This window comes from Shewanella psychrophila (assembly GCF_002005305.1).
Taxonomy (GTDB): domain Bacteria; phylum Pseudomonadota; class Gammaproteobacteria; order Enterobacterales; family Shewanellaceae; genus Shewanella; species Shewanella psychrophila.
Genome location: NZ_CP014782.1, coordinates 1,057,642 through 1,082,573, shown reverse-complemented (window position 1 = coordinate 1,082,573; position 24,932 = coordinate 1,057,642). Strand labels below are relative to the sequence as shown.

General features: G+C 45.9%; 19 protein-coding genes. 8 read left to right on the top strand and 11 right to left on the bottom strand.

The features are described from left to right. Positions 1–330: 330 nt before the first annotated feature. The 4 genes from sps_RS04805 to sps_RS04790 all read right to left on the bottom strand — a co-directional run bounded on the left by sps_RS04805 (position 331) and on the right by sps_RS04790 (position 6,614). The gene (locus sps_RS04805; RefSeq protein WP_077751487.1) at positions 331–3,474 is read right to left on the bottom strand and encodes an efflux RND transporter permease subunit; all 3,144 of its coding nucleotides are present in this window, start codon (positions 3,472–3,474) and stop codon (positions 331–333) included. Between the two features lie 11 nt (positions 3,475–3,485). Continuing rightward, complete coding sequence (locus sps_RS04800) at positions 3,486–4,799, bottom strand: efflux RND transporter periplasmic adaptor subunit (protein WP_077751486.1); 1,314 nt, start codon at positions 4,797–4,799, stop codon at positions 3,486–3,488. After that, positions 4,799–6,145, bottom strand: a complete 1,347-nt coding sequence (locus sps_RS04795; RefSeq protein WP_169915680.1) for a TolC family protein — start codon at positions 6,143–6,145, stop codon at positions 4,799–4,801. The genes sps_RS04800 and sps_RS04795 overlap by 1 nt, the downstream gene beginning before the upstream one ends. A gap of 100 nt (positions 6,146–6,245) precedes the next feature. After that, positions 6,246–6,614, bottom strand: coding sequence for a hypothetical protein (locus sps_RS04790; protein ID WP_237158090.1), 369 nt, complete (start codon positions 6,612–6,614; stop codon positions 6,246–6,248). A gap of 580 nt (positions 6,615–7,194) precedes the next feature. Between sps_RS04790 and sps_RS04785 the strand changes: the two genes are divergently transcribed. Next, the gene (locus tag sps_RS04785; RefSeq protein ID WP_077751484.1) at positions 7,195–8,115 is read left to right on the top strand and encodes a GGDEF domain-containing protein; all 921 of its coding nucleotides are present in this window, start codon (positions 7,195–7,197) and stop codon (positions 8,113–8,115) included. Between the two features lie 68 nt (positions 8,116–8,183). Here the strand turns inward: sps_RS04785 and sps_RS04780 are convergent, their stop codons facing one another. Then, on the bottom strand, positions 8,184–9,071 hold the full coding sequence (locus sps_RS04780) for a LysR substrate-binding domain-containing protein (RefSeq protein ID WP_077751483.1): 888 nt from the start codon (positions 9,069–9,071) through the stop codon (positions 8,184–8,186). 122 nt (positions 9,072–9,193) lie between these two features. Here sps_RS04780 and sps_RS04775 point away from each other — a divergent pair, with 122 nt between their 5' ends. The 4 genes from sps_RS04775 (at position 9,194) to aspA (ending at position 12,620) form a co-directional block, all read left to right on the top strand. Then, positions 9,194–9,640, top strand: coding sequence for a cupin domain-containing protein (locus tag sps_RS04775; protein WP_077751482.1), 447 nt, complete (start codon positions 9,194–9,196; stop codon positions 9,638–9,640). Next, positions 9,640–10,539: a dihydrodipicolinate synthase family protein gene (locus tag sps_RS04770; protein WP_077751481.1), complete on the top strand. Its 900-nt coding sequence runs from the start codon at positions 9,640–9,642 to the stop codon at positions 10,537–10,539. Before sps_RS04775 ends, sps_RS04770 begins: the two co-directional genes overlap by 1 nt. A gap of 141 nt (positions 10,540–10,680) precedes the next feature. Beyond that, on the top strand, positions 10,681–10,935 hold the full coding sequence (locus sps_RS04765) for a hypothetical protein (RefSeq protein WP_077751480.1): 255 nt from the start codon (positions 10,681–10,683) through the stop codon (positions 10,933–10,935). A 242-nt stretch (positions 10,936–11,177) separates the two neighbouring features. After that, positions 11,178–12,620: an aspartate ammonia-lyase gene (gene aspA / locus sps_RS04760; RefSeq protein ID WP_077755553.1), complete on the top strand. Its 1,443-nt coding sequence runs from the start codon at positions 11,178–11,180 to the stop codon at positions 12,618–12,620. Positions 12,621–12,734: 114 nt separating this feature from the next. On the opposite strand, the gene sps_RS04755 is transcribed toward aspA, so the two are convergent. Both sps_RS04755 and sps_RS28755 read right to left on the bottom strand, forming a co-directional pair. Beyond that, positions 12,735–14,174, bottom strand: a complete 1,440-nt coding sequence (locus sps_RS04755; protein ID WP_169915678.1) for a sensor domain-containing diguanylate cyclase — start codon at positions 14,172–14,174, stop codon at positions 12,735–12,737. A 415-nt stretch (positions 14,175–14,589) separates the two neighbouring features. Beyond that, on the bottom strand, positions 14,590–14,805 hold the full coding sequence (locus sps_RS28755; protein ID WP_237157989.1) for a hypothetical protein: 216 nt from the start codon (positions 14,803–14,805) through the stop codon (positions 14,590–14,592). A 107-nt stretch (positions 14,806–14,912) separates the two neighbouring features. Between sps_RS28755 and sps_RS04745 the strand changes: the two genes are divergently transcribed. Together sps_RS04745 and sps_RS04740 are read left to right on the top strand one after the other, a co-directional pair. After that, positions 14,913–15,584, top strand: coding sequence for a protein-disulfide isomerase (locus sps_RS04745; RefSeq protein ID WP_077751478.1), 672 nt, complete (start codon positions 14,913–14,915; stop codon positions 15,582–15,584). Between the two features lie 236 nt (positions 15,585–15,820). After that, positions 15,821–16,972: a flavin-containing monooxygenase gene (locus sps_RS04740; RefSeq protein WP_077751477.1), complete on the top strand. Its 1,152-nt coding sequence runs from the start codon at positions 15,821–15,823 to the stop codon at positions 16,970–16,972. A 52-nt stretch (positions 16,973–17,024) separates the two neighbouring features. On the opposite strand, the gene sps_RS04735 is transcribed toward sps_RS04740, so the two are convergent. The 3 genes from sps_RS04735 to sps_RS04725 form a co-directional block, all read right to left on the bottom strand. Then, positions 17,025–18,698 (bottom strand): sensor histidine kinase, encoded by a 1,674-nt coding sequence (locus sps_RS04735; protein WP_077751476.1) that lies wholly within the window; start codon positions 18,696–18,698, stop codon positions 17,025–17,027. Positions 18,699–18,903: 205 nt separating this feature from the next. Further along, a complete protein-coding gene (locus sps_RS04730) occupies positions 18,904–21,165 on the bottom strand; it encodes a TonB-dependent receptor (RefSeq protein WP_077751475.1) in 2,262 nt (753 codons plus the stop codon). A 72-nt stretch (positions 21,166–21,237) separates the two neighbouring features. Continuing rightward, positions 21,238–21,528 carry a hypothetical protein gene (locus sps_RS04725; protein WP_077751474.1) on the bottom strand — a complete coding sequence of 97 codons (291 nt, stop codon included), beginning with the start codon at positions 21,526–21,528 and terminating at the stop codon, positions 21,238–21,240. 403 nt (positions 21,529–21,931) lie between these two features. Here sps_RS04725 and sps_RS04720 point away from each other — a divergent pair, with 403 nt between their 5' ends. Further along, positions 21,932–23,458 carry an oligopeptide:H+ symporter gene (locus sps_RS04720; protein WP_237157988.1) on the top strand — a complete coding sequence of 509 codons (1,527 nt, stop codon included), beginning with the start codon at positions 21,932–21,934 and terminating at the stop codon, positions 23,456–23,458. 105 nt (positions 23,459–23,563) lie between these two features. Here sps_RS04720 and sps_RS04715 read toward each other — a convergent pair whose 3' ends face one another. Then, entirely contained in the window at positions 23,564–24,838 is a 1,275-nt protein-coding gene (locus sps_RS04715) for a hypothetical protein (RefSeq protein WP_077751473.1), read from the bottom strand. Between the last annotated feature and the right edge of the window lie 94 nt (positions 24,839–24,932).

Below are 24,932 nucleotides of genomic sequence, written 5' to 3'. Positions count from 1 at the left end.
TATATGACTCTTGATGATTTCAGTGTAGGCATGAAGATTTAAAAATTCAGTAGTTAATTTCGGCAGTTAGCGATTTATAGCCAATAAAGCGTTCAAGCGCTCAAATTATAGTCAGGCATCTGGTTTAAATGTTGAAAACTTGCTCAGGTAAAGGGAAAAACCATCAGTCAAAAGGCTGAAACGTGTTTCTGCTGATGAGTTTATGGGGCCTTTCATCTTTTAGGCTCGAAGGGGTAAAGAAAACTGCAGAGAAAATAGCGGGGCGAGCCCCGCTATTAACGAGCATTAAAACGTATTATTTTTAAGATGCTGTTAAAGGTAAATCCACCCTTAACTTGCGCTAACTTTCTCGGTCCTTAAGTTAAAGCGATACACCAGCAGATAGAGTACGGGTAAGATGACCAGAGTCAGCAAGGTCGATGACACTATGCCGCCTATGACCACTGTCGCCAACGGTCGCTGCACCTCGGCGCCGGTACCGACATTAAGGGCCATGGGCACAAATCCCAGACTGGCCACTAAGGCCGTCATTAATACTGGGCGCAGTCGCTGACTTGCCCCTTGTTTAATCGCCTCAAAAAGCTCCAGCCCCTGCATCCTTAACTCCTTGATGAAGCTCAACATCACCACGCCATTGAGCACGGCTATGCCCGACAGCGCGATAAAGCCTACCGCCGCGGAGATTGACAGAGGCATGTCTCTGAGCACCAGAGCTAACACACCTCCGGTCAGTGCTAGGGGCACACCGCTGAAGATGATCATCGAGTCTCTGATAGAGCCAAAGGCACTGTATAACAGACCGAAGATAAGGAGCAGGGTCAGTGGCACGATCATCATTAAGCGGTTCGATGCCGACTCTAGCTGCTCGAAGGTGCCGCCATATTCACTCCAGTAGCCACTGGGCAGATTAAGTTCATCACCCATAAGGCGCTTAGTGTCTTTAATGAAGGAGCCTAAATCTCGTCCCTCGACATTGGCAGTCACCACCACATGACGCTTGCCACTTTGACGATTGATCTGGTTAGGGCCGACTTTGAACTCAATGTCAGCAACTTCACCCAGAGGTACATAGCTAAGATCCGGGTTGAGATCCACGGGCAGCGCGATAGGCAGGTTTTCCAACGTCCTGAGATCTTGGCTGATATTGTCATCCATACGCACGATAAGTTTAAAACGCCTGTCCCCCTCGTAAATGAGGCCGACTTGTACGCCGGATACGGCCACCTGTAGCGCCTGTTGTACATCGACTATGGTAAGACCAAGCAAGGCTAAGTGATCCCGGTTCGGCTCAATAGAGAGGGTTGGCAGGCCAGACATCTGCTCGACACGGACATCCTTAGCACCATCGAGCTGCTGAAATAAGCCCAAGGCGCGATCGCCAGCCTGTTTGAGGATATCGAGATCGTCACCATAGATCCTCAGGGCCACATCGGCGCGTACGCCAGCAATCAGCTCGTTGAAACGCATCTCGATAGGTTGGGTAAACTCATAGTTATTCCCCGGTACCTGTTCGATATGATGCCGTAGCTCATCGATGAACGCTTCCTTAGTTTTACTCGGATCGGCCCATTCAGATCTAGGCTTGATGATCAAGATGGTATCGGCAACACTTGGCGGCATAGGATCTGTGGCCACCTCAGGGGTACCGATTTTCGAGAACACACGTTCAACCTCATCGAGCTCACCTATGATCAGCTCAAGCTTTTTCTGCATGTCGATAGACTGTTCAAGTCCGGTACCGGTAATGCGCATAGCATGGAGGGCGATATCCCCTTCATCCAATTTAGGCAAGAACTCAGAGCCTAAACGGGTCACTTGATAAGAGGTAACAGCCATTAAGCCAATGGCTGTCACGACTATGATAGCAGGACGCTTGAGGGAGAAGAACAACACTGGCTCATAGACACTACGAGCCTTAGACATGAGCCAATTTTCTTTCTCATTGACCTTACCCTTGACGAATATCGCGATAGCGGCTGGTACGAAGGTGACCGAGAAAATAAGTGCACCAATAAGCGCAGCCACAACAGTGAAGGCCATAGGGTGAAACATCTTACCTTCGACGCCACTGAGGGCAAAGATAGGCAGATAGACCAGCATGATGATCAGCACACCGAATACCGCGGGGCGGAAGACCTCCTTAGTTGCATCGAATACCACCTCCATCCTCTCTTCGAGAGAGAGCAATCGACCGTATTTGTGTTGAGCCATGCCGAGACGACGCAGGGCGTTCTCGACGATGATCACCGCGCCGTCGACTATGATGCCAAAATCGATGGCACCCAGACTCATCAGATTACCGGACACCCGATTGGTCGTCATACCTGTGATGGCGAACAGCATGCTCAATGGGATCACTAGGGCGGCGATCAAGGCGGCGCGAAAGTTCCCCAGAAGCGCAAACAGGACGACGATCACCAGCACGGCGCCTTCGAACAGGTTCTTTTGCACCGTGGCTATGGCTTTATCGACTAAGCCGGTTCTGTCATACACAGCCTCTGCGATGATGCCTTCGGGTAAGCTGGCATTGATGAGTATTAACCTGTCACCGACCTCTTTTGCGACCACGCGACTGTTTTCTCCCATAAGCATGAAGGCTGTACCCAGTACCGTCTCCTGACCATTTTGGCTGGCGGCGCCGGTTCTGAGCTGTTTACCGTAAAAAACCTCAGCCACATCGCCGATACGTACCGGCGCATCGTCACGCTTGGTGATCACGACTTTACGGATCTGTTGGAGATCTTTGAGTTGTCCGGGAGAGCGCACTAACCATTGCTCGCCGTTTCTTTCTATGTAACCTGCTCCCGCGTTGCGGTTGTTGCGCTCCAGAGCGGTGATCACATCACTGATGGTGATCTTAAAGGCCAACATTTTACCGGGATCCGGCGTGACCTGATATTCACGCTCGAAACCACCCAAGCTATTGATCTCGGTGACGCCAGCAACTTTGACCAGCTGAGGGCGGATGATCCAGTCCTGAATGGTACGCAGATCTTCGGCGTTATAAGGGGTGCCGTCTTCCTTCGTCGCGCCATCCTGTGCGCGAATGGAGTAGGTAAACACCTCGCCAAGACCACTGCTCACTGGGCCAAGAGCAGGTTCCGCCTCCATGGGAAGCTCGCCGCGTATGCCTTGCAGGCGCTCGGAGATCTGTTGTCTGGCCCAGTAGATATCAGTACCTTCATCGAAGATCACCGTCACCTGAGACAGGCCATAGCGTGAGATAGATCGGGTATATTCCAGGCTAGGAATGCCCGCCATGGCGTTCTCAATCACATAAGTCAGGCGTTGCTCGGACTCAAGTGGTGAGTAGCCAGGTACGGCCGTATTGATTTGCACCTGAACATTGGTGATGTCTGGTACCGCATCGATAGGCAGTTTTAAGGTGTTGTAAACACCCAGCAGGGCGATGAGCAGAGTCATCGCCAGTACTAATAACCGTCGCTTTAGGGCGAAGGAGATGATTGTATCCATTAAATTCTCTCCTAATGCACGTGTTTAGCGGCGTCTTTCATGATATCCGCTTTCAATAAGTAACTGTTCTCAGTGACATACTCGACGTCAGAGTCCAGGCCAGCCAGTACTTCTACATACACGCCATCACTTTCACCTAAGGTCAGCATGCGGACCTCGAAGGTGTTGCCATGTTTAACGAACACGGCGGGCTTATCCATGAAGTTTTGCAGGGCATCGACACGCACTGCCAGAGGAACTTGCTTGATGCGGGTCTCTATGTCGGCTTGAATATGCATACCTGGACGCCAATGACCGTGATGGTTATCGATAACCGCGCGCACCCGAGCGATATGACCTCCTGTCATCGTTGGGGCGATGTAACTGATGGTGCTGCTGGCAGAAGCACTAGCGTGTGCGTCATTTGTGTCACGCTCTGCTCCATGGCCATTATCATGATCATCACCTATGGTGACTTTTTGGCCCACAGAGAGCTTGCCTATGCTTTTCGGAAAGGCTGACAGGTCAATCCATACGCTGGATAGGTCGCTGATACGGATCAAGGCGCGGTTATAGGTGTTGTCTCCCAGGCTCAATAGCTGTTCAGTGACTTGGCCATTGGCCGGACTTTTGACCGCATAGGTTTGCAAGGTGCTGGAGTTACGCACTGTGGCGATAACTTGGCCCTTTACCACTGCGTCGCCAATACTGACGTGTAACTGCTCAATCACGCCAGAATAAGGGGCGTTAACGCTAAACTGATTATCAGCAATTGGCGCGACGATCCCAAACAGGGTATCGACGAAAGTAAGTTGTGTCGCCTTGGCCAGCTGAGTCTGTACGCCTGACAGCTTGAGTAGCCTGTCATTGATCTCGGTGCGGCCCATGAAGTTGTCATAGTGCCAGTCGAAGCTTTCGCCATTAAAGCTGGCATTGACCTCGACCTCAAATGAGTGTGGCTCGGACACGCTGACCTTACTGACCAGGTAATCATCTTCCGGGATGAAACTGACCTTGTCGGCTTTACCGCCGAGACGCTTGAGTGAGATATCAAGTTGTACATCACCAGGGGCGAGTATCTCGCCCTTATGGTAGGCATAAACACGCATCTCAGGGGGAATACCGGATTCGGCCATAGTGATCTCTATGGCGAAGGCTCCGCTGTGTAGTAACCTGCCACCGTGTGGGCCTTCGGGAACATGCTCCTCTTTCTCTTCCTGACCATGACCGTGATCGTCACTGGCCCAGGCTGAATGAATCGGCAGCAGACTCGATAGGCTAAATACCGATAAGGTGATGGCTGCGGCCATAAATGCCGATGAAAGATGATTGAGTTTAAATGTCATTATCTGTTTTCCTGTGCCACTAATGGCTTGATGGTATCGAGAGTGGCGGTCATAGATTGTCCTGTGATGCGCTCGAGTTCGAGCCTGCGCTGATAGACGGCAGCATTGGCTTCGATAAGCTCGCGCTGGAGGCTAAATAGCTCCGATTGTGCATCGGCCAGCAAGAGCACATTGGCTTGACCTGCCTGATAGGCAACTTGTGTGTCTTTGAGCAAACGATTGGCTAAAGGAAGCAGACGATCCTGGAGTCGTTTTGCCTGTTTGGCGTTATTGACCATGGCCTGATGGATCTCCAGCAGGGAAAGCCTGAGTTGACCTCGAGCTAGCCTCTGTTGCTCCATTGCCATGTCTTCCTTAGCACGGGCAGCCATAATGTTGCCCTGATTAGGGTTTGATAGAGGTATGGGCATAGAGAAATTGAACATCAGCGCGCCGTCGTCGAAGCCGTCATAGCTACGGACTCCTAATCCTAGGGTGATGTCATATTGCGCCTTCGACTCTTCCAAGCGCCGCTTGGCATACATGACCCGCTCTATGCTAAGCATTTGCAGGTATTGAGGCGCCGTTTCCATGGCATTAAGTACGCTCGCGGCCGTGGGGAAGGTATGTAAGGGACCAAGATCACCGGCAACCAGGCTAAAATGCGCTTCACTTGACCACATAGAAGCTAAAGCGAGTTTGGCAAGCTGAGCCTCACCATCTAGACCATGTTGAATCGACTCTGAGCGTGACAGTCGTAGGGCCATCTTGCTCACGTCGGCCTGAGTGACTGCACCAGCATCGGCCCGTGATTCAATCGTGCTTAAGGCTTCTTGTTCAACGAGAATACGCTGGGCATTCCAAGCTTGCAGTGCTTGAAGACGAAGCACTTGATAATACCTTTGGGTGGCTTGGGCCAATATATCCAGGCGTAATAGCTCATATTCGCTGAGGCTTTGACGTTCTTCGGCCTGAGCAAAATCTATCCTACGCTGACGTTTATCGCCAAGTTCGATGACTTGGCTTAAACCTAAGGTGATCTCGGCGTTATCGACTCCCTGCATCTCACCCGTGCCCAGAATGTTTTCGACTTCCACCGAAAACTCAGGGTTTGGGGTGATGCCTGCTTGTAAAGCCAATGCTTCATTAACTCTAAGCTCATAGGGATAGTGTTGCAGTTGAGGGTTGTGCAACAAGGTTTGTTCGAGCACCCAAGGCAGAGTAATTTCTCCTTGGGTTTGGTTAATGCCTGTTTGCGCCAGGACTTGGTGTGAAAATAGGCCTGCAAATAGGGCAAAAACACACAGACTCACAGTGACCATACCGCGACGGCAGGCCAGGAGAGTGATCTCTTGGTATCTCTTCACGAGAATGAACTCCAGTTATCTCAGTCTGCATAGCGTTAAAGTTGGCTATACAATCTAAGTGACTTAACAATTAAGATGAAATTATGTTGTTAGAAGAAGTTCAGGCATGAGGAGGCGGAATAGGAGGAGCATAGCTTCTATTTTGGTAGCTGACGATAAAAAGGCTGGTTCCCAGAACTCGATGGGAGTCGGGGATGAAGCTATGTTCTATGGGAGGATGGCAAGAGGTATGAAAATCGCTATCTTGATCTGATTGCTCACTGGCCGCTCTCGTATGGGAACAAGCATGACCCGGAAGGTGACAGCAAGACTCTTGCTGCTCGACAGGCAGGCTAGACACTAGAGCGCCACTTTGATCATTGTGGTGAATATCCGATGCCACGCAGGTAGGAAATAATTGAGACAAGAAAACCACCAGTAAGAGTACCAGTGTCAACTTAGATTGTAAGATCTTGGTTGAGGCTTTCATATCGAACAAGTAAGACTTCCTATTTTGAGCTAATCACTTTAGTTAATAAAGAAGGGCATCGACGGCCAAATTAAGGCGGTATTAAACCAGACAAAGATTTTAAGATCTAGCGGCTAATCATTAAAAATTCAGTTTTAAGCGTAATAAATCATGTTTGCGTGATGTAGGTTTAAAAAATTCGATCAAATTGTTGAATTTGCATACATCTGGTTTGCTGTGTTCAGTCGAATCGAGTCAAATGACGAGATAAAAAAGCTAGGTGTATTTGTGAATCAGTGCAATTAATCAAATGTAAACAAAGATTAAACTAAGATGATTTCAGTGGGTAAGGAGGAGAAAACTTGCCAAGATGAAAGATCTAATCACTGAGAAATAACGACTCTACCCTTAACTGTGTTATCGGAATGTGGTATTTGTTGATATTGGAATAACATATACAACTGTAGAGCATCTGTAAAAAGACTGGCTAGAAGTGTCGATAGGTTTTTCCAATAGATGTTTTAGCTGACAAAATCTGTAGGTTAGCTAAATTGAAGTGAAGCGGCACGATAAGAGAAGCGTGCAAAACGAGTAGTCTTATATGGATAAATTGACCAAGATACAAGCGCCCGATCTGTTATCGTTTCTATCGAATAACAGTCCTATGCTACAGCTAATGATAGACACCTTGCCTGTGCCTATCTTCTATAAAGATGTTGCCGGGGTTTATCTTGGTTGTAATAAGGCCTTCGAAGATTTTATCAAGCTCACCAGAGAGCAGATGATTGGTCGCAGCGTTTACGAACTGTTCGACAAAGAGCTAGCCGATGTATACCAGCAAGCCGATCAGGCCTTGTTCGATGAACCTGGCATTCAAGTTTATGAGAAACAGATCCGCTCTAAAGAAGGTGACGAGCTGTTCGTTAAATTCCATAAGACCAGTTTTTTTGATCTGGACAACGAGGTTGCCGGCCTTATCGGGGTGATTTTTGACATCACCGAACAAAAAAGGCTCGAAGCCGTATTAACTAAGCAAGCCAGCTTCGATGATCTCACCGGACTCTTTAATCGCCGTGAAGGATTGAAGCAGGGGGAGATGATACATAAGATAGCCTCTCGCGGCGAGGGGCATTTGGCTGTACTCATGTTAGATCTCGATCATTTTAAGCAAGTGAATGATAAATATGGTCATCAGATCGGCGATCGTGCCCTGCAATTCGTCTCTAAAACCCTCAAAGAGAACAGTCGTATGTCTGATGTGCTCATTCGCTATGGTGGTGAAGAGTTTATGATCATCATCTCAGGCAGTAGCGAAGATGGCGCAGCGGCATTGGCGGAATATTATCGGTCAAGTTTAGCCAGTTCTCCCATGATCTTAGAGGATGGGAAAAAATTGAGATTAACCGTAAGTATTGGCTTGTCATATTATCGCCATCAATCCCTAGGTCAGTTGATCCATGAAGCCGATACCGCCCTGTATGAGGCGAAAGCCAGAAACAGAAATACCGTATGCAGCTTCTAATTTAATTCTTTTTCTAGCATTATTTCCTACACTAAAAAAACGGTTGGCAGCTAAATAACCGTCAACTTTTAAATTCCCGATAGTTGCTCAGTTAAGACCTCGACAAATAGGCTGGCGGAGCGCTTAGTTACTCTATCTTGTGCCTGTAACATGCCGACGACTCTGGGGGTAATGGCCGAGCTCAAGTCAAATGACTGCAGCGGCTCTATGCCTGATAGCGCCGCAAATGAACTTGGTAATATGGTAAAGGATCGACTGCTACGCACAAAAGCCAGAATACGTATGATGGAATTGAGTTCTGTGATGTTATTGACTGGGATATTATGCTCGAGAAAGTATTTATTCACTATCCTGCGGGTTTCGAAATGATTGGGAAGCAGTATCGCTTTGAGATCATGGCTTTCACCATTCAATACCCGCTTGGCCGAATTTGCTTGCGACAGTGAGCAGATAAGGCTCCATTTTTCCTTGAACAGCTCGGTAAAGGCCAAGTGCTTGTAAACCGGACCATGGGCGAAGCCTATACCTATGTCCAACTCACCCTGTTCTACCTTAGTGGTTATCTCATCATTAGACAGCTCTTCGATGCTGAGGGCAACATTGGGGCAAATGCTGTCGAAGGCTAGGGCCAGCTCCTGAGTATATAAGGCGTTAACGGACTGGATCACGCCGACTCGTAATGTGCCAGCCACACCTGAATGTATTTCGGCAACGGCATCTTTCATTCTGTCTACGTCATTTAAAATATGGGTGATTGATGTCAGAACCAGGCTGCCAGCTTCTGAAATTTCGACACGTCTGCCGACTCGATTAAATAGCTTAGTGCCGAGCTCATCCTCAAACTGTTTAATCTGATTAGAGAGTGCTGGCTGTGAGATGCATAGGGCATCGGCGGCTTGGTGAAAGTGTTGCAACTCAGCAACCACCTTAAAATAACGAAAATGTCTGAGTTCCATTGATGATCCGATTGATAGTTTTTAGTTATCAATATGGTAATAATTAAAAGTTATTTCTGCAATCTAATATCTGCGAGGATGCTTTCAACGAAACAGAGTCACACCAGACTAAGGAAATATCTATGACTACAAAAAAATTCAGTTCAGCAGATTTTGGTGAAACCAAATCGAGTTTGCAAGCGCATTTACCTCAAGTTCTAGCCCATAAAGCGGTAGAGAAAAATGATGTAAGCAACACCTTTTCTAAAGAACGTAAACACCCAGTGCATATCGTCAACTTGCCGAGTAATTCTATCAGCATGACCATCGGCGGTTTGTTGCCTGGTGACAGATCTAATCGCCATCGACACAGCTATGAAACCTTGGCTTATATTCTCGAAGGAGAAGGCTACTCAATGATTGAAGATCAAAAAATCGACTGGCAGGCCGGTGATGTTATCTATATCCCTAACTGGGCTTGGCATCACCATGTTAATACCAACCCAACTCACCCGGCTAAATATCTGGCCTGTGAAAATGCCCCCATGTTACAGAACCTTGGTCAACTGGCTATCAGAGAGGAAGCATAATGAATAAGACTTTAGAACTGACCGGGATCATAGGATATCCCATCACCCCTTTCTCTGATGTCACAGGTGCCGTCAATATTTTGCAGCTGCAAGGCATCATCGATGGATTAATCTCGTCGGGATCGAGTGCCATCGCAGCATTAGGCAGCGCAGGAGAAGGGGCGTATCTGAATACCGCCGAGTGGGAAGAAACGGCATTAGCCACCATACATCATGTGGCGGATAGAGTGCCCGTTATCATCGGCATTTCTGAGCTAACAACTCCCGATGCCGTTGCTCGGGCTGTATTTGCCGATAAGGCGGGGGTGAAAGCCGTCATGGTATCGCCTATGTCGTATTACAAGCTGAGTGAAGATGAGATTTTTGCTCATTACCAGGCCATCTCTGATGCGATTTCTGTGCCTATCATGGTCTATAATAATCCGTCGACCAGTGGCATAGACATGTCACCGGAATTTATGTGCAAGATGGTCAACAGTATTACCAATGTGACCATGGTCAAGGAAAGCAGTGGTGACATTCGCAGGATGCATCAACTCCATATGCTCTCTAATGGCACACTACCTTTCTACAATGGTTGTAATTATCTGGCTTTAGAAGCCATTAATGCTGGGGCTAAAGGTTGGTGCAGTGCGGCGCCGATATTGATAGGTGATCTGCCTAAGCAATTGTTCGATAGCATCAAGAGTGGTGACAATAACAAGGCCAGAAACCTCTTCTACCAGCAGATCACTTTTCTGGAGTTTATCGTTAAGCAAGGCTTGGCCGCGAGTATCAAAGTTGGCTTGAAACTTCAAGGAACCGATGTGGGCTCCCCCAGATTGCCGTTAAAAGACTTACCCGCGAGAGAACATGTGGCCTTGAGAAGAATTCTGGTCGACTTAGGCCGATTCAATTAATTCATCGTAATGGAATAATATCCATCTGAAAAATAAGGTATCAAGCCTTAACCTGACCTACATAGCCATGCAGAGCTATCAAACTATTTGATGGCTCTTCATCTATAATCTCTTGCGACGTCATTAATGGAGCTATCAGCCATGAAATCTGATCTGCTATCAACAGCTAAACTCAAAATAATCAAACAATTACAACAGCCTGACAAGCCTGAATCTCTACTTCAGGGCTCTGGCCTATCGCCGTCGGTATTTCTTGTCGCAACGGAGTCATTATGGCGAAGTGGCGAGTTATGTGGCGTGGTTGATGATGGCTGTTGTCAGAATGCCTGCGGCCAAGCTTGTGTGTCTTATATGGATCAAGATAGAAAGTGGAGTAAAGTAAAACTGCGGCGTTAAAGACAGTTTCTTTTATTGTAATAAAATTGTGAGATAACAATGGGAATTATCCATAAAAGGCTAGAGTAAATGCGTTATATCAAGACAGTTTAAACTATTCTCAAGAGGCGATTTACCCGCTTTATACTCCCATGTTACCCTCATCTGCGATTGATACATTTGGCTGGACTAATGCCTTGGAATCAGACCTTAGTACCAGACTTGAAGACCCCAGAATAGACCTCAAAACAAGCAGAATATCAATGACAGTAATGTATAGCTTCGCAGAAGGCACACGTTCAGAAACCGATCTATTAGGCTCAAAAGAGATCCCCAATGATGCTTACTACGGCATTCATACCTTAAGAGCGATAGAAAACTTTAACATCAGTAATGAGAAAATTGGCGATTGCGTCGAATTTGTTCGCGGCATGGTAAAAACCAAGAAAGCCGCAGCCATGGCCAATGCCGAACTTGGCACCATCCCCAATGATATTGCCGAGTCAATCATTAAGGCCTGTGACACTTTATTAGCTACCGATGAGTATTACTCACAATTTCCGGTTGACGCTTTTCAGGGCGGGGCCGGTACGTCGGTCAACATGAACACCAATGAAGTCATTGCCAATATAGCCCTAGAGCAGCTTGGCCAGGCTAAAGGTAGCTATAGCCATATCAATCCCAACGATCATGTGAATAAGAGCCAGAGCACTAACGACGCTTATCCAACGGGGTTCCGCGTTGCCCTGTTTGAGCGAACCAATACTGTGCTTGAGGCATTATCTTTGCTGATTGATACCTTACTGGCTAAATCTGAAGAATTCAGTGATGTCTTGAAGATGGGGCGTACTCAGCTGCAAGATGCAGTGCCTATGACTTTAGGTCAAGAGTTCCGCGCTTTCGGTATCACGCTTAAAGAAGAGATCAAAAGCATTAGACGTTGTCAGGAGCTATTGCTAGAGATTAACTTAGGCGCGACGGCGATTGGGACCGGGCTCAATACCCCTGATGGTTACTCGGCCTTGGCGATAGCTAAACTTGCCGAGATCACCGGTCACGACTTCGTGCCCGCAGAGGATTTGGTTGAGGCAACCTCAGACTGTGGTGCCTATGTCATGCTATCGAGCGCGTTGAAGCGCTTTGCTATTAAGTTATCCAAAATCTGTAACGATTTACGTTTGCTGTCGTCCGGGCCGCGTACAGGCTTAAATGAGATCAACTTACCAGAGATGCAGGCGGGTTCATCCATCATGCCAGCTAAAGTCAATCCTGTTATCCCTGAAGTGGTGAATCAGGTGGCATTCAAGGTTTGTGGCAATGATTTGACCATCACCATGGCTGCAGAAGCGGGGCAGTTACAGCTCAACGTCATGGAGCCTGTGATAGGTCAATGCCTGTTCGAGTCTCTTTCTCTGCTGGAAAATGCCTGTTTTTCATTGAAAGACAAATGTATTCAAGGCATCACGGCAAATCGCGAAACCTGTCAGGAGTTTGTACTAAATTCTATCGGCATCATAACTTACCTCAATCCTTTTATTGGTCACCATGAAGGTGACATCATAGGTAAAATCTGTGCAGAAACCGGTAAGAATGTCCGTGAAGTGGTATTGGAAAGAGGCCTGCTTTGTGAGGAAGAACTCGATGAAATATTTTCAATCGAAAACCTAATGAACCCGCAGTACAAGGCTCAACGCTTCATTAAATAGCACCAGAGCCAATTAGTTGAGCGGCTTTAGCATATTGTAGTCGGTAAAAGGCTCATCAATATTTTTGATGGGCTTTTTGTTGGTTGTCAGTGCTGGTTGTCAGGATTGAGCTAATTAGGGAGACGATGATCTCCACAACATGGCGTTGTTTCGTCCTGCTGATTTTGCCAGGTATAGGGCTTGATCTGCATGCTGGAGTAATTCATCCACTGAGCTACACTCAAATTGAGTCGTGACAGCCGCGCCAAGGCTGATTGTCAGCTGGCTAGATACTGATGATTGTGGGTGTGAAATTGCCAGTTCTCTCACCGCGAGTAGTAGCTTGTTCATCAGGCTTTTCACTTGGGGGATGTCTGTGTTGATGAGTATAATCGCAAACTCTTCACCTCCGTATCTGGCGACCATATCATCATTACGTCCAAGGTTTTGCGATAACGTGGCCGCCACCTGACGAATTGCAGCATCTCCAGCCTGATGACCAAGATTATCGTTATAATGTTTAAAAAAATCGATATCAAGCATCACTATAGCCAGAGGCAGTGTATTACGTTGAGTCAGAGACCAGCTTAACGACAGATGGTGTTCAAAAGCCCGTCTATTTGCGATCCCAGTGAGACCATCTTTAAGCGCTAAAGCCTCCAGGGCTTGTTGTTGCTGATTAACAATACTAACGAGTTGATTGAAACTGGTGATCAATTTTTGAAAGTCTACAATCGTGGACGTCTCTGTTAATGGGCTCAGTTCACCCCGATGGATCATGTGGACGATATTGGTGATACCTCTGGTTAATGGTCGAATAAGTTGAAAATAAACAATCCCTTGCAGTATAAAAGGCAGCATGATCAGTACAATCAATATTATCAGTAGCGTGTGACTAAAAAAAGGCGGGGGATCATTATGCTGATGGCGTATATTTAACAGGATTATGGGGTTTCCGTTAATGTCTTTAATCACCCTCTGCCGAGTCAGGCTGAAGGGTTCATCGACTAATGATGCTGATATTTCTGGAAGGTGATCTGTGCTTTGCAGTGAATTTATGTCCCCCTGGCTTATGCTCAGTTGAGAAAAAACCGCCAGTTGATCAATAAATGACAGTCTAATTTTACGAAAAAACAATAGCATGCCTACCTGCTGCCCGGAACGATCGGACTGTCTGAGTTGGGTTGAGGCAAACATAACCGGACCATACCGGGTGCTAATAAACCCTTTTTTTTGAGGAACATTGTCGGTTTGAGAGGACGTAGGATAGGTTATATTGATGATATCTGCTGTCACTACATCCAAGAGTTCATCATTCAGGGCATGCTCTTCAATATAGTCAAACCCACGCTCCCATTGTATTTGTTTGTTTTTCCCAACAAAAACTGCACCGTCAATTTTCAATGAGGTGAAGGTATCATCAAGGAAGTTTGCGTTAATGAATGCACGTGTGGGGTATTGGATAAACTCATAGCTTTCATCCCACACCGCGTAGTCATAATTGCTGATCGCCAGTTGTTGTAAGTGCTGGTCGATCATGATGTCTACCGCGTGTAGTTCCCGTGTTTGCAACATGACTATTCGTTGCAGTATATGTGGATACTCAAAATAATAGCGATATCCGATAAGAAGCGCAGAGAATATGCACATCAGACAAATAGAATATACAAACGAAAATTGTCGAAGAGTCATCAGTGTTGAGCAAAGGTGATAGCCTAGTCCTAAGCATAGTCAATAGGATGGGCTAGAGGTATTTTGCTCATTTTCATCGGGGGACTAATTCAAGTAAGCGAATAATATCAATAAGTATAAGAAAAACGCCTTAATTGGCGGATAGTAGTCGTCTATCCATGGAGAACTCCAGCTCTACCACAGTATTCATTATGTCATCGAAAACGGGATGGTCCACATGAGCAGAAAGTTGCGATCACGAGTCACTATGCTTGAGGGAATACACAGGGCCAGACTGCTTTGACTGATTAACCATTCATCACCCTGCGGTATCTGCAGGTGCAGGATCTTCTTGCCAGTTGTGGGGAAGGACGTCCTTGTCCATCAACATGATGTCTTTTTCAACCAGTTCTACAGCAAATAGTGCGTAATGCAAGGCCTCATATAAGCTGGCGCCGCGAGCCGAAAATCCCACAGATTGCCAGAAACTGATCACTTTATTCTCGGCACTCGCTGGTGTGTGAAGTAAGGACAAATTGGATCGGCGCTAGGGTGTGAGTCAAACTTCTTAAGACAAAGATTGAATATTGAAGACAAACTCACTAGGATCACTGCCATCTGATTTTGACCAAGACTCAAGTAATGACCCAAGAACTGTTTACCGAGCTGCCTCTCTCTGATCCTGAGACTCCTATCTCTGAAAATGATAGCAAGGATCTGTATTTTATCTTTGATTCCCATTGCCCATGGAGCTACGCGGCCACACCTTTGGTCAACGCACTTCATGAAGCTTACCCTGAGATGAATATTCACCTGCTGCATAGCGCCCATTACAATGGCACAGATAGCGCAGGCGAAGAGCAAATGGAAGAAGTTGCGAAACTGACCGGGCTTAAGTTTGGCAGAGATCACATTCGTTACGTTAACAGCCCTAAGAGTTCGCTCAAAACGGCAAACTTGATGGGATGGATGCAGAGCAAGCAGCCGAAGAAAGTGTTGGCAGTGCTCAATGCCTTACAACGAGCACACTTCATCGAAGGTAATCCGCTAGATACTAAGCATGATTTCAATGACGTGGTTGAAAAGTTCAAGTTGTCACCCTCAAATAAAGTCTACAAAGATGACTTGAGCAGTGAAGCTGAATACGTATTATCAGATATCGCCGAGATCCAAGAGATGATAGGCACTAGCTCATTTCCGGCATTGGTCATGACCTTAGGCGATCATGGCATTTTTGTGGATCACTCTAAGTACCTAAGCAACCCAGAAGGTGTGGTCGCAGCGGTAGAAAAAGAGATCGCCGCGCTTAAATAGCCGCTTTGTGATAAACCATGCTCTCGAGCACGGAATCAATCACGCTCATAAAAAAACCACGGTGAAGACCGTGGTTTTTTATGAACATACATTGTGTGTTTTATATACGTCGACCTAAAAATCATCCAGTTTTGTTACAAAATCGTTCATCCTTTCGACGAATAGTCAGGTTTGCTTGCTTTGATCTGTTAGAATGCCGCGCATAATAATTTTAATAAGCAACTTATTAGGGATCCATGAAAGAATTTATCATTATTGGCGCAGGGCAGTCTGGACTGTCTATGGCGTATAACTTATCGAAAAATAATAAAGATTACCTAATTTTAGACGCCAATGAACACATAGGTGCGCCCTGGTTAAAACGCTGGGATTCGTTAAAGTTGTTTACCCCTACAGAATATAACCATCTTCCGGGTATGTTATTTCCTTTTCCTAAAGGGTATTACCCCAATAAATATGAAGTGGCAGACTATTTAAAAAGTTATGTTGAAAAATTTTCTATCCCCATTGAATTTAATCAAAGAATCACCTCAGTAAGAAAAGTGAATGGCATTTTTGAAATAACCAGTGAAACGGGCCGTTATCAGGCTAAACAGATCATTATTGCCACGGGTCCCTTCCATACACCATACACACCCCCTTGCCATGCTGATATCGCTGAAAATGTGCTTCAATTACACAGTGAACACTACAAAAACCCACAACAGCTGCAAGATGGAGACTGTTTAGTGGTAGGTGCCGGAGATTCAGGGGTACAAATTTTATCTGAAATTGCAGCGACTGGACGCACCGTGCATTTCTCTGGAACCGATAAAATCACGGCTATACCACAGTCATTATTAGGCAAAACCTTATGGTGGTGGTTCACTAAAATAGGCTTTTTATCGGTGACACGTTTTAGCAGAATTGGTAAATGGTTGAGTAAGGGTGTGCAACCGGTTATTGGTACCGACGTGAAGACATTGCTGGCAAGAAAGAATGTGATCCATATGGGGAGAACGTTATCGGCAGACCAGACAAGTATAAAATTTCAAAAAGGCAGCATCAGCACCATCAAAAATATTATCTGGGCGACAGGGTTTAAACCCAACTTTTTCTGGATTGAAAATATCACTTTTGATGAGATGAACTACCCGAGTAATTATCGTGGGATCAGTGATGATGTTGGTGGATTGTATTTTATTGGACTACCATGGCTATATACCCGAGGCTCAGCAACCTTAGGTGGTGTATGGAGAGATGCAGAATATTTGATGACCCATATCCAGAAAAATCACGATGATGATCGTGCCACAGTCACCGAACACTCACCGTATCTGACAAATTCAGAAGCTGTTGTTGAAGCCGTTGTTGAAGGTGTAAGAAAAGAGGTTGCAACGCTGAAATAATGCCTATTAGCATAGTTTCAACATCGAGGCAGCCGTTAACATCGGCTGCTTTTTATATTGAGTTGTTCAACAAGGTTTGTTTGCCCTTAACATTGAACCTAATATCAAATCTGGTTCCTTGATTAAACTTACTGCTGACTTCTATCGAGCCTTTTAACCCTTGTAAAACCTGATTGTAGATGACGTGTGCGCCTAGACCGACCCTGCCACAGTTGCGGCTAGTGGTATAGAAAGGATTGAATATTTTCTGTTTCTGCTCATCAGTTAATCCTATGCCGTTGTCCCGATATATTAAGTGAACCTCGTCATCACAGCAGTCTATTGAGATATTGATAAGCCCTTTGCTAATGGCGTCCTTTGAGCTGTCATCGGCATTGCCGTCAAAGTTAAATGCGTGATGGACTGAATTGAGAATAAGATTTCTGATTATTTTCGATAGCGTACAAGGCTTGCTCACTATGACTAAATTGGGGTCGCAATCTAAGATGACTCTATAGCGCTGATCTTTAACCGAATCATTGATTGAAAAAATTATCCCATCGAGATATTCCTTAACTTTAAACTCTCTCATTTTCACATCTGAAGGTTCTACGGCAACGAGTTTGAAACTGCTGACCAGCAAGGCTGCCCGGCGCAGATTTGAGGTCAGCAACTCGCAAGTTTGCTCAGTTGTATCGATAAAGCTTTCTAGCTCTTCAGATGACAGCTCATTAGCCTTATAGGCTCGACTGATCCTTTGGACATTTTGCTCAAGAAAAGAGGTTGAGGTGACGCCGACACCTATGGGGGTATTGATCTCGTGGGCAACGCCTGCAACTAACTCACCAAGGGATGCCATTTTCTCTCGCTGGATCAGTTGATCTTGGGTGGCTGTTAGCTCTATCAATGCGCGATTTAAATTCTGATTAGCATTTTCAAGATCTTGAGTTCTATCGAGAACGGTGGCTTCTAAATTGCGCTGATAGTGTTTCAGCTCTTTTAATATCACCAGACCTTCTAAGATTAAAAAAATGACGGCGACAAGGTATGCCATCAATCTGAGCAAGTGCCAGCCCCACCATGCAAGATCCCATAATGCCGATTGCTCAAACATGATCGCAGCGGCGCCAAATAACAAACAGTGCATGCTAAAGAGCAGGTCATTAATATTATTGGTTTTTTGGTTAGTTTGTATCAGTTTAAACGCAGCAATAAAGAATCCAATGCCGCCAACAATATTGAGCCCCATAGCCGCTAGAGTAAACTTTCCATCAATAACCATGATAGGAATTAACGGCTCATATACAAGGCTAAGTAGGCCAACTAAGATAGAAAGTGCCAGTGTTATCCAAGGTGCCTTGAAATTATTTGATAAGCCACCCTTAGTCAGTAAAAACGAGGAGAATAACAGGCCGCCAGCCAGAGTGGCTAAACTGTGTAGCCAAACAAATTGTTGGCCAACTTCGACGATTGCGTGAAACCCATCCAATGTCCCCATGGCTATCATAGCGCAGGCAATTTCAATATTGTGGCTGGTTCCCCGGCCGCTTTTCTCAAAGACGATGAGTAAGAGCGCAAGAAATAGGGCGATAGCAGAGCCGAACATCTCGATAGATGAATGAGCCTCCGGCAGTGGCCAGACATAGAGTTCTAGAATTGTGTTGCTAATAATCAGTGCGGCAGCGTGAACAAATAGACTAATGCCTATGGTTAACCAAATAAACAGATGCGTTTTAGATTTATCCAATATCAAAACCAATTGCTATTAACTCATGCTTTGTCAGAAAGCCGATACCAAGCTTTATCAAGTTCACCGAGTAAATAAGAGTGACAGGTCTAGCTGAAAGTGTAGTTCAGAACCTTTGATAGTAGGCTAGCTGCTAATAAAAAAGCGAAGTCAATGACTTCGCTTTGAGGCTAGAACGCGGTAATACTCCTAAGTGTAGAGTCGATTAAAAATCGTAGTTCATGCCTATCATAAAGCTACGCCCCATAAGTGGGGAGTATTCTTTCAGTAATGAGGTATGTGGCCTCGCATCTTGATTGAGTAGATTGTTGCCTTTTACATAGAACATCAAGTCGCCATCTTCCGTTCCAAGGTGATAGGTAACCGCTGTATCGACCAGGGCATAACCCGCAGTTTCTGTCTCATTTTCGGCAGTGTCTGTCTGTTTAGCATAAGCCATCACACCAACCTCTGCATGCCAGTCCTGAAGATCAAAGTTAAGGGTTGAGCCAAAACGCATAGGTGACATAAGGGGCAAATTGCCACCATCGACCAATTTTCCACGGGTGTAATCACTGAGTAAATCCAGTGACCAGGTATCATCAAAGGGAATATTAGCCTGGGCTTCTACCGAGTAGAGGTCGGCATCGCCTTGGGTGAATTGGTACACCGGCAGATCGCCTTCTGCACCAATATCGGAGGCGTTAAGCCCAGTATCTCTTTCATAGTAGAAATCATTGATCCTGTTATAGGCCACACTCAAAGACCCGGTCCATGCTCCCTCTAATTTCCGCAAGGTTAGATCGATATTATTGGCGATCTCTTTATCGCTAGCGTCACTGTTGGGAATGACGTTACCGTTTTCAATCTTAAATTGAGAGCCCACTTCGAAGCTTTGGGTCGCATCATGTGCACCAAAACTGTAAAGCTCTTCGGCGGTGGCCGAGCGTTCGGCTCTTTCGATTGATAAACCTAAGTTATAGGCCGGATCGAAATCCCAGACTACGCCGGCTGAAAGCGTCATATTGTTATCACTGACGCCTTCGGGCTGATAGTCTTGTACGCCAGTTTGTAGATCCATGGTGTTAGGGTCTAAACGATAATGCTCGATGCGACCCCCAAGCTCGATACGAAAATTATCAATTTTACGCTCTTGTACGATAAACGCCGCGATGGTGTCAGTTTTGCTGTCTGGGGTCAGTGCTTCTTCCCCTTGAACTGAAAAATCTCTATGAATGGCGTGTAGGCCCATAACGCCTTGCCATTCGCCCCAAGGCGTATTGTTAATGCTTAAGCGGGCTTCACTTTGCTTGTTAAAAAAGAAGGTATCGGCATCGCCATTTTCCTCTTCTGCATGCTGATAATCGGTATAACCTGCGTCGAAACGCAGTTTACTCACGCCAGAGAATGGATCTAACAAGCCAGAGTGAAGTTGCCAGGCCGTTTTTTGCAGATCGATAGTGATATCTGGATCGCCTTCTACCCCGCGACCTGGAATGCCGTAGTTAGACTCAGTTCGAGCCCCGGAGACGCTGATAAAGCTGTCATCACCTGTGTATCCGACACCAGCAGCATAGTCATCCAGCTTTAGCTGACTGTTGGCCAAGGTGCCATGGGTTTCACTCTGGTCCTCAATGGCGTTGCCGGCAATATCGAGATCGTCGGTATTGCGATGTGTACCGTCGAGATGCCAATTGAATTTACCATTGCCACCGTTTAGCTCACCATTGACGGTGCGGCCATTATTACCTGTGACATAGTGAGTACCAAAATTACCGGATAATTCATCGACTGATTCTTCATGAACTCGATTATTGACGACATTGACTACGCCGCCGATAGCGGCATTACCATAGAGTAGGGAGCCTGGTCCTCGTAGAATTTCGATTTGCTGAGCAGTGCCGGCTTCAGAGGTGACAGCGTGATCTGCCGATACTGTTGAGGCATCTCCCACTGAAAGGCCATTTTCTAACACCATCACTCTAGGGCCACTCATACCACGAATGATCGGTCGGCTGGCACCGGCACCGAAATGAGAGGCTTGCACACCGGGCAGCTTTTCAAGAGTATCGCCTAAGGTAGGCTCGATATTCAGTTTTAACTGATCTGCTGTCATCACGCTGATAGGTGTGGTGCTTTCCATCGCCGAGCGCAGAAAAGGCGATGCGGTAACGACAATGTTTTCCATCATGGCCTGCTCGAGTGACACATCTTGGGTCACTGTGCCTGTGGCTATCTGTAAATCATGATCTGCATGTCTGTGATTGTCATCACTCACGTGTAGATGAACGTGACTGTTGTCCGCAAGCGTCAACTGGTATTGACCTTGGGCGTCACTGGTTGTCTTGTTACCACCGTCGATACTCACATGGGCGCCTGCGATAGGTGTTCCATTATTATCGGTAATTTTTCCTTGCAGCTGAGCCGCCATTACAGGTGTACACGCGCCAGCAACTGCTAGCGCTATATATGATAGAGCAGATTTCATTGTGCCTGTCCTTATAGATAAGCAAAAAACTTTTTAGATAATTTTTAGATTAATTTTGGGTTTGCTTAAGAACTAGAAGGGAGGGGCACGTACGTTTAGGCTGCGCAGCCAAGGCAATGAAGGTTGGAGATACTGCTCAGAAGCAATAATTTCAGCGTGTTGCTGACACATTGCAGGCATGATGAGCGTTGTTGGGCCAGCACTGTGATCGTGATAAATATTACTGTAAACACAGTGAGTACTATCGTGCTCAAGCGCATGCTCAACAGAATGGGCGAGGGTGATTGATTGCAGAACAATCAGCCACAAGCCGAACACTAGCCAGAGGCTATTTTTAAGCGTAAGGGACATCCGATTTGTCATTATGGTTAACCTGATCTCCTCTTATGCTCGATTAGCTTATTAAACGATACGTTTGCTAATTCTATTTTAGTGATGGCTCAAGTTACCCTTGCTCGATGTAAAATGCAAAGCTAAAAAGTAGCGGTAACTTCAAATACTTGTTGGGTAAACCACCTATTTAACCCTGTGTTGATCAGTATTTATATGTAATTTTGGTTCTAGGCTTGTCATTTTATCTGTCGGCGTAGGCTATACCAGACCTGCGTCTGAGGGTACTTAGCTGTTACAGGAAAAGGAATTCACTTTTAACCTATGTTACAGCATGTTACTTCAGTGTTCGCAGGTGTGCCTTTGTGACACGGATCACACTTTAAACCTGTGATAGTTAATTCGCTCACAATAATATTCGTCAACTCGGGGTTTAATGTTTTATCAATTAGAAATAGTGAACCTATCGCGCATGAAAAGTGACACGAGTATTTTCAACCAGCCTAAACCCTTCAAAATGATATTTTTCATCGAGCTGTGGGAAAGGTTCGGTTACTACGGCCTGCAAGGGATCTTAGCCGTTTATTTTGTCGAGCATCTGGGCTATAGCCAGCAAGACGCTTTCGTGACCTTTGGTGCATTCGCCGCCTTAGTGTTTGGCTTAGTGGCGATCGGTGGTTATGTGGGTGATCATGTACTTGGCACTAAGCGAACCATGATTTTGGGCGCCCTGGTGCTGGCGCTGGGCTATTTTATGATGGCTATGTCAATTGAGCATCCCGGACTTATTTTCTATGCCCTAGCCACAGTGGCCGTAGGTAATGGTTTATTTAAGGCCAACCCGGCAAGTCTGTTGGCAAAATGTTATGAGGAGAATGATAGTCGTCTCGATGGGGCTTTCACCTTGTATTATATGGCTATTAATGTGGGATCTCTGATAGCACTGTCACTGAGCCCGGTGATTGCTGACGAGTATGGTTATGGGGTCGCGTTTGCTATCTCTGGTTTGGGCCTGATCGCAAGCCTGCTTAGCTATCTGCTGTTTCGCTATACAGTACAGGGAATAGGCTCTGAGCCTGATAATCAGACACTTAGCTACCGCCGCTTATTGGCAGTGATAATGGTGTCAGTTGCCGCAGTATTTCTGTGTGCCTGGCTGATGGTCAACATCATGATGGCAAACATTGTACTTGGCTTGATTGGTATAGGTGTGATCACCCTATTTGCTAAGGAAACCTTGGCAGAGACTGGCGTTGCCAGAAAGCGGATGATTGTGGTATTTATTCTGATGCTGCAAGCAATCATCTTCTACGTACTCTACGCTCAGATGCCGACCTCTCTCAACTTCTTCACCATCTACAATGTAAATACCCAAGTCATGGGCTTTAATATCAACCCTGTTAGCTTGCAGGCGTTAAATCCATTTTGGGTGGTTTTGTGTAGTCCTATCCTGGCTTATCTGTATTTACGCTTTGGTCAGCAGGGACGGGATTTGTCCATGCCAGCCAAGTTCACCTTAGGCATGTTTATGTGTGCATTTGCTTTCTTGATCGTCGCAGGTGCGGGAACTTACTTTGCCGACAGCCAAGGCATGGTGTCAGTGTGGTGGATGGTATTAGTGTACCTGTTTCAGAGTCTGGGTGAGTTGTTGATCAGTGGTCTGGGTCTTGCCATGGTGGCGAGCCTAGTGCCTCAACGCCTTATGGGCTTCACCATGGGCGCCTGGTTCCTGACTCAGGCGGCATCATTTGTCATAGGTGGTTATGTTGCCACCTTCAGCGCTGCACCTGAGAATGTGACCGAGCCTCTGCAGACTTTACCTATTTACATCGATCTGTTTATGAACATAGGTTTGGTAACTTTAGTTATTGCAATCATCATGGCTTGGCTTGCGCCTAAGTTAACCAGGATGATGAATGACGAGCACACTGAGACCAGTAATGCGGTGCAGCAGGCAAGCTAACATACGTTATCTGATATATGCCCTTTGTTGAATTGGTAGCTTGAATGCAAACGCCTCCAATTGGAGGCGCTTTTTTTTGGTCTAAACCGTCTTTTGTTTAAACACTCATTTGTCAGCTTGATCGCTCTGCTCTAGATAGGTTTCTGATATCTCTTGCCACTTGTCTTGGCCTATTTGCTTAATGACAGATGTAATAAACTTGTCTGAAAGGTAGTAGTTGCTAAATGATAGATTTGTTATCCAGTCATCCAGGCTGGAGCCACTGACTGCCAACGCGTTATCAAGATCATTCCAAAATGCGGCGCCCTCAAAGTAGAACAGTGGATAATATTGGTATTCTTCTTTCTCGTTGACATGTCTATGGGCTGCGAATAGCCCTGTGTTCGCGTATGGGAATGTCACAGCGAATTCATGCCATCGCTCGGTAGGGTCTTGCATTTCAAATTTTGAACCTCGCATTGATTTCAAAGCATAGTATTCGGCTATGCTTTCACCAGCCCAAGATGGCATGTCTTGAGTGTTCATCACATGAGTTGATTCATGTGATGCGATTCTTAGCATCATCTGTATCGAGTCATCGGTGAGTTTGCCGTGATCCAGTAATGCATTGATTAAGATCAGGTTGCTCCCAGCTGCCCCCCCAACCCCTTTTGCTGCCTTATCCCGGCTAAAAAATACCATCTGCCAATGTGTAAGTTTATTAGGAAATACGTGGTTAAGGTAATTGAGCTGTTTTTTTAGCGTGGGTTTCCAGCGTTGTAGGTTTTTAATGACCAGAGGCGTATCACTATGTACGGTGACGAGTTTTCCGTCAATATCGAGTGTGGTACAGTCTAATCCCCAAACCAGAAATAGTGGTGGTAGTGAAGTACTGGGAAGCTCGGAGCACAGCTTATCTGGCGTGCAAATCATGCTGCCTAGAATTTCTTTATTGCGTGACAGATCATTAAATCTTATGAGTGAGTTTGTCTCACTGACAAAATACCAACCCTTTATTGGGTCTCTGGTATCTACTTGTGTCGATGGGTCAAAGCCATCTTTACTTACTTCGTTAAGTTGTAATGTCCACTCTACACGATCACAGTCAATAGGTTCCTTGTAAGCAAGGCTGGTTATCGAACCATCAGCTTTTACGCAAGTCAGTGTCGGCTGGTTTTTATGAACTGCAGCTCTCGCTGGGAGCACCGACACATTATTGAGCATGTGCGTATCGACGCTAACATTCAACTGGTTTAAATTATCAGGGTCTAATGCTATTTCATATTGCAGTGATTGCAGCTTCTGAGGCATAGCAGGCTCTGCACTCACTGAATATGGGATCAGTATTAGCAGTGAGAGTAATCGTGAGAGCGCTAAGTAAATGTGTGCCAGTGACGGCATAAGTCGACTCCTAATCGTTATATAAAAAATAATAAATTCAAAGTAGTACACACAAAAAACGCTCTAAAAAATAGCGCATTAAAAAAGTGTGAAG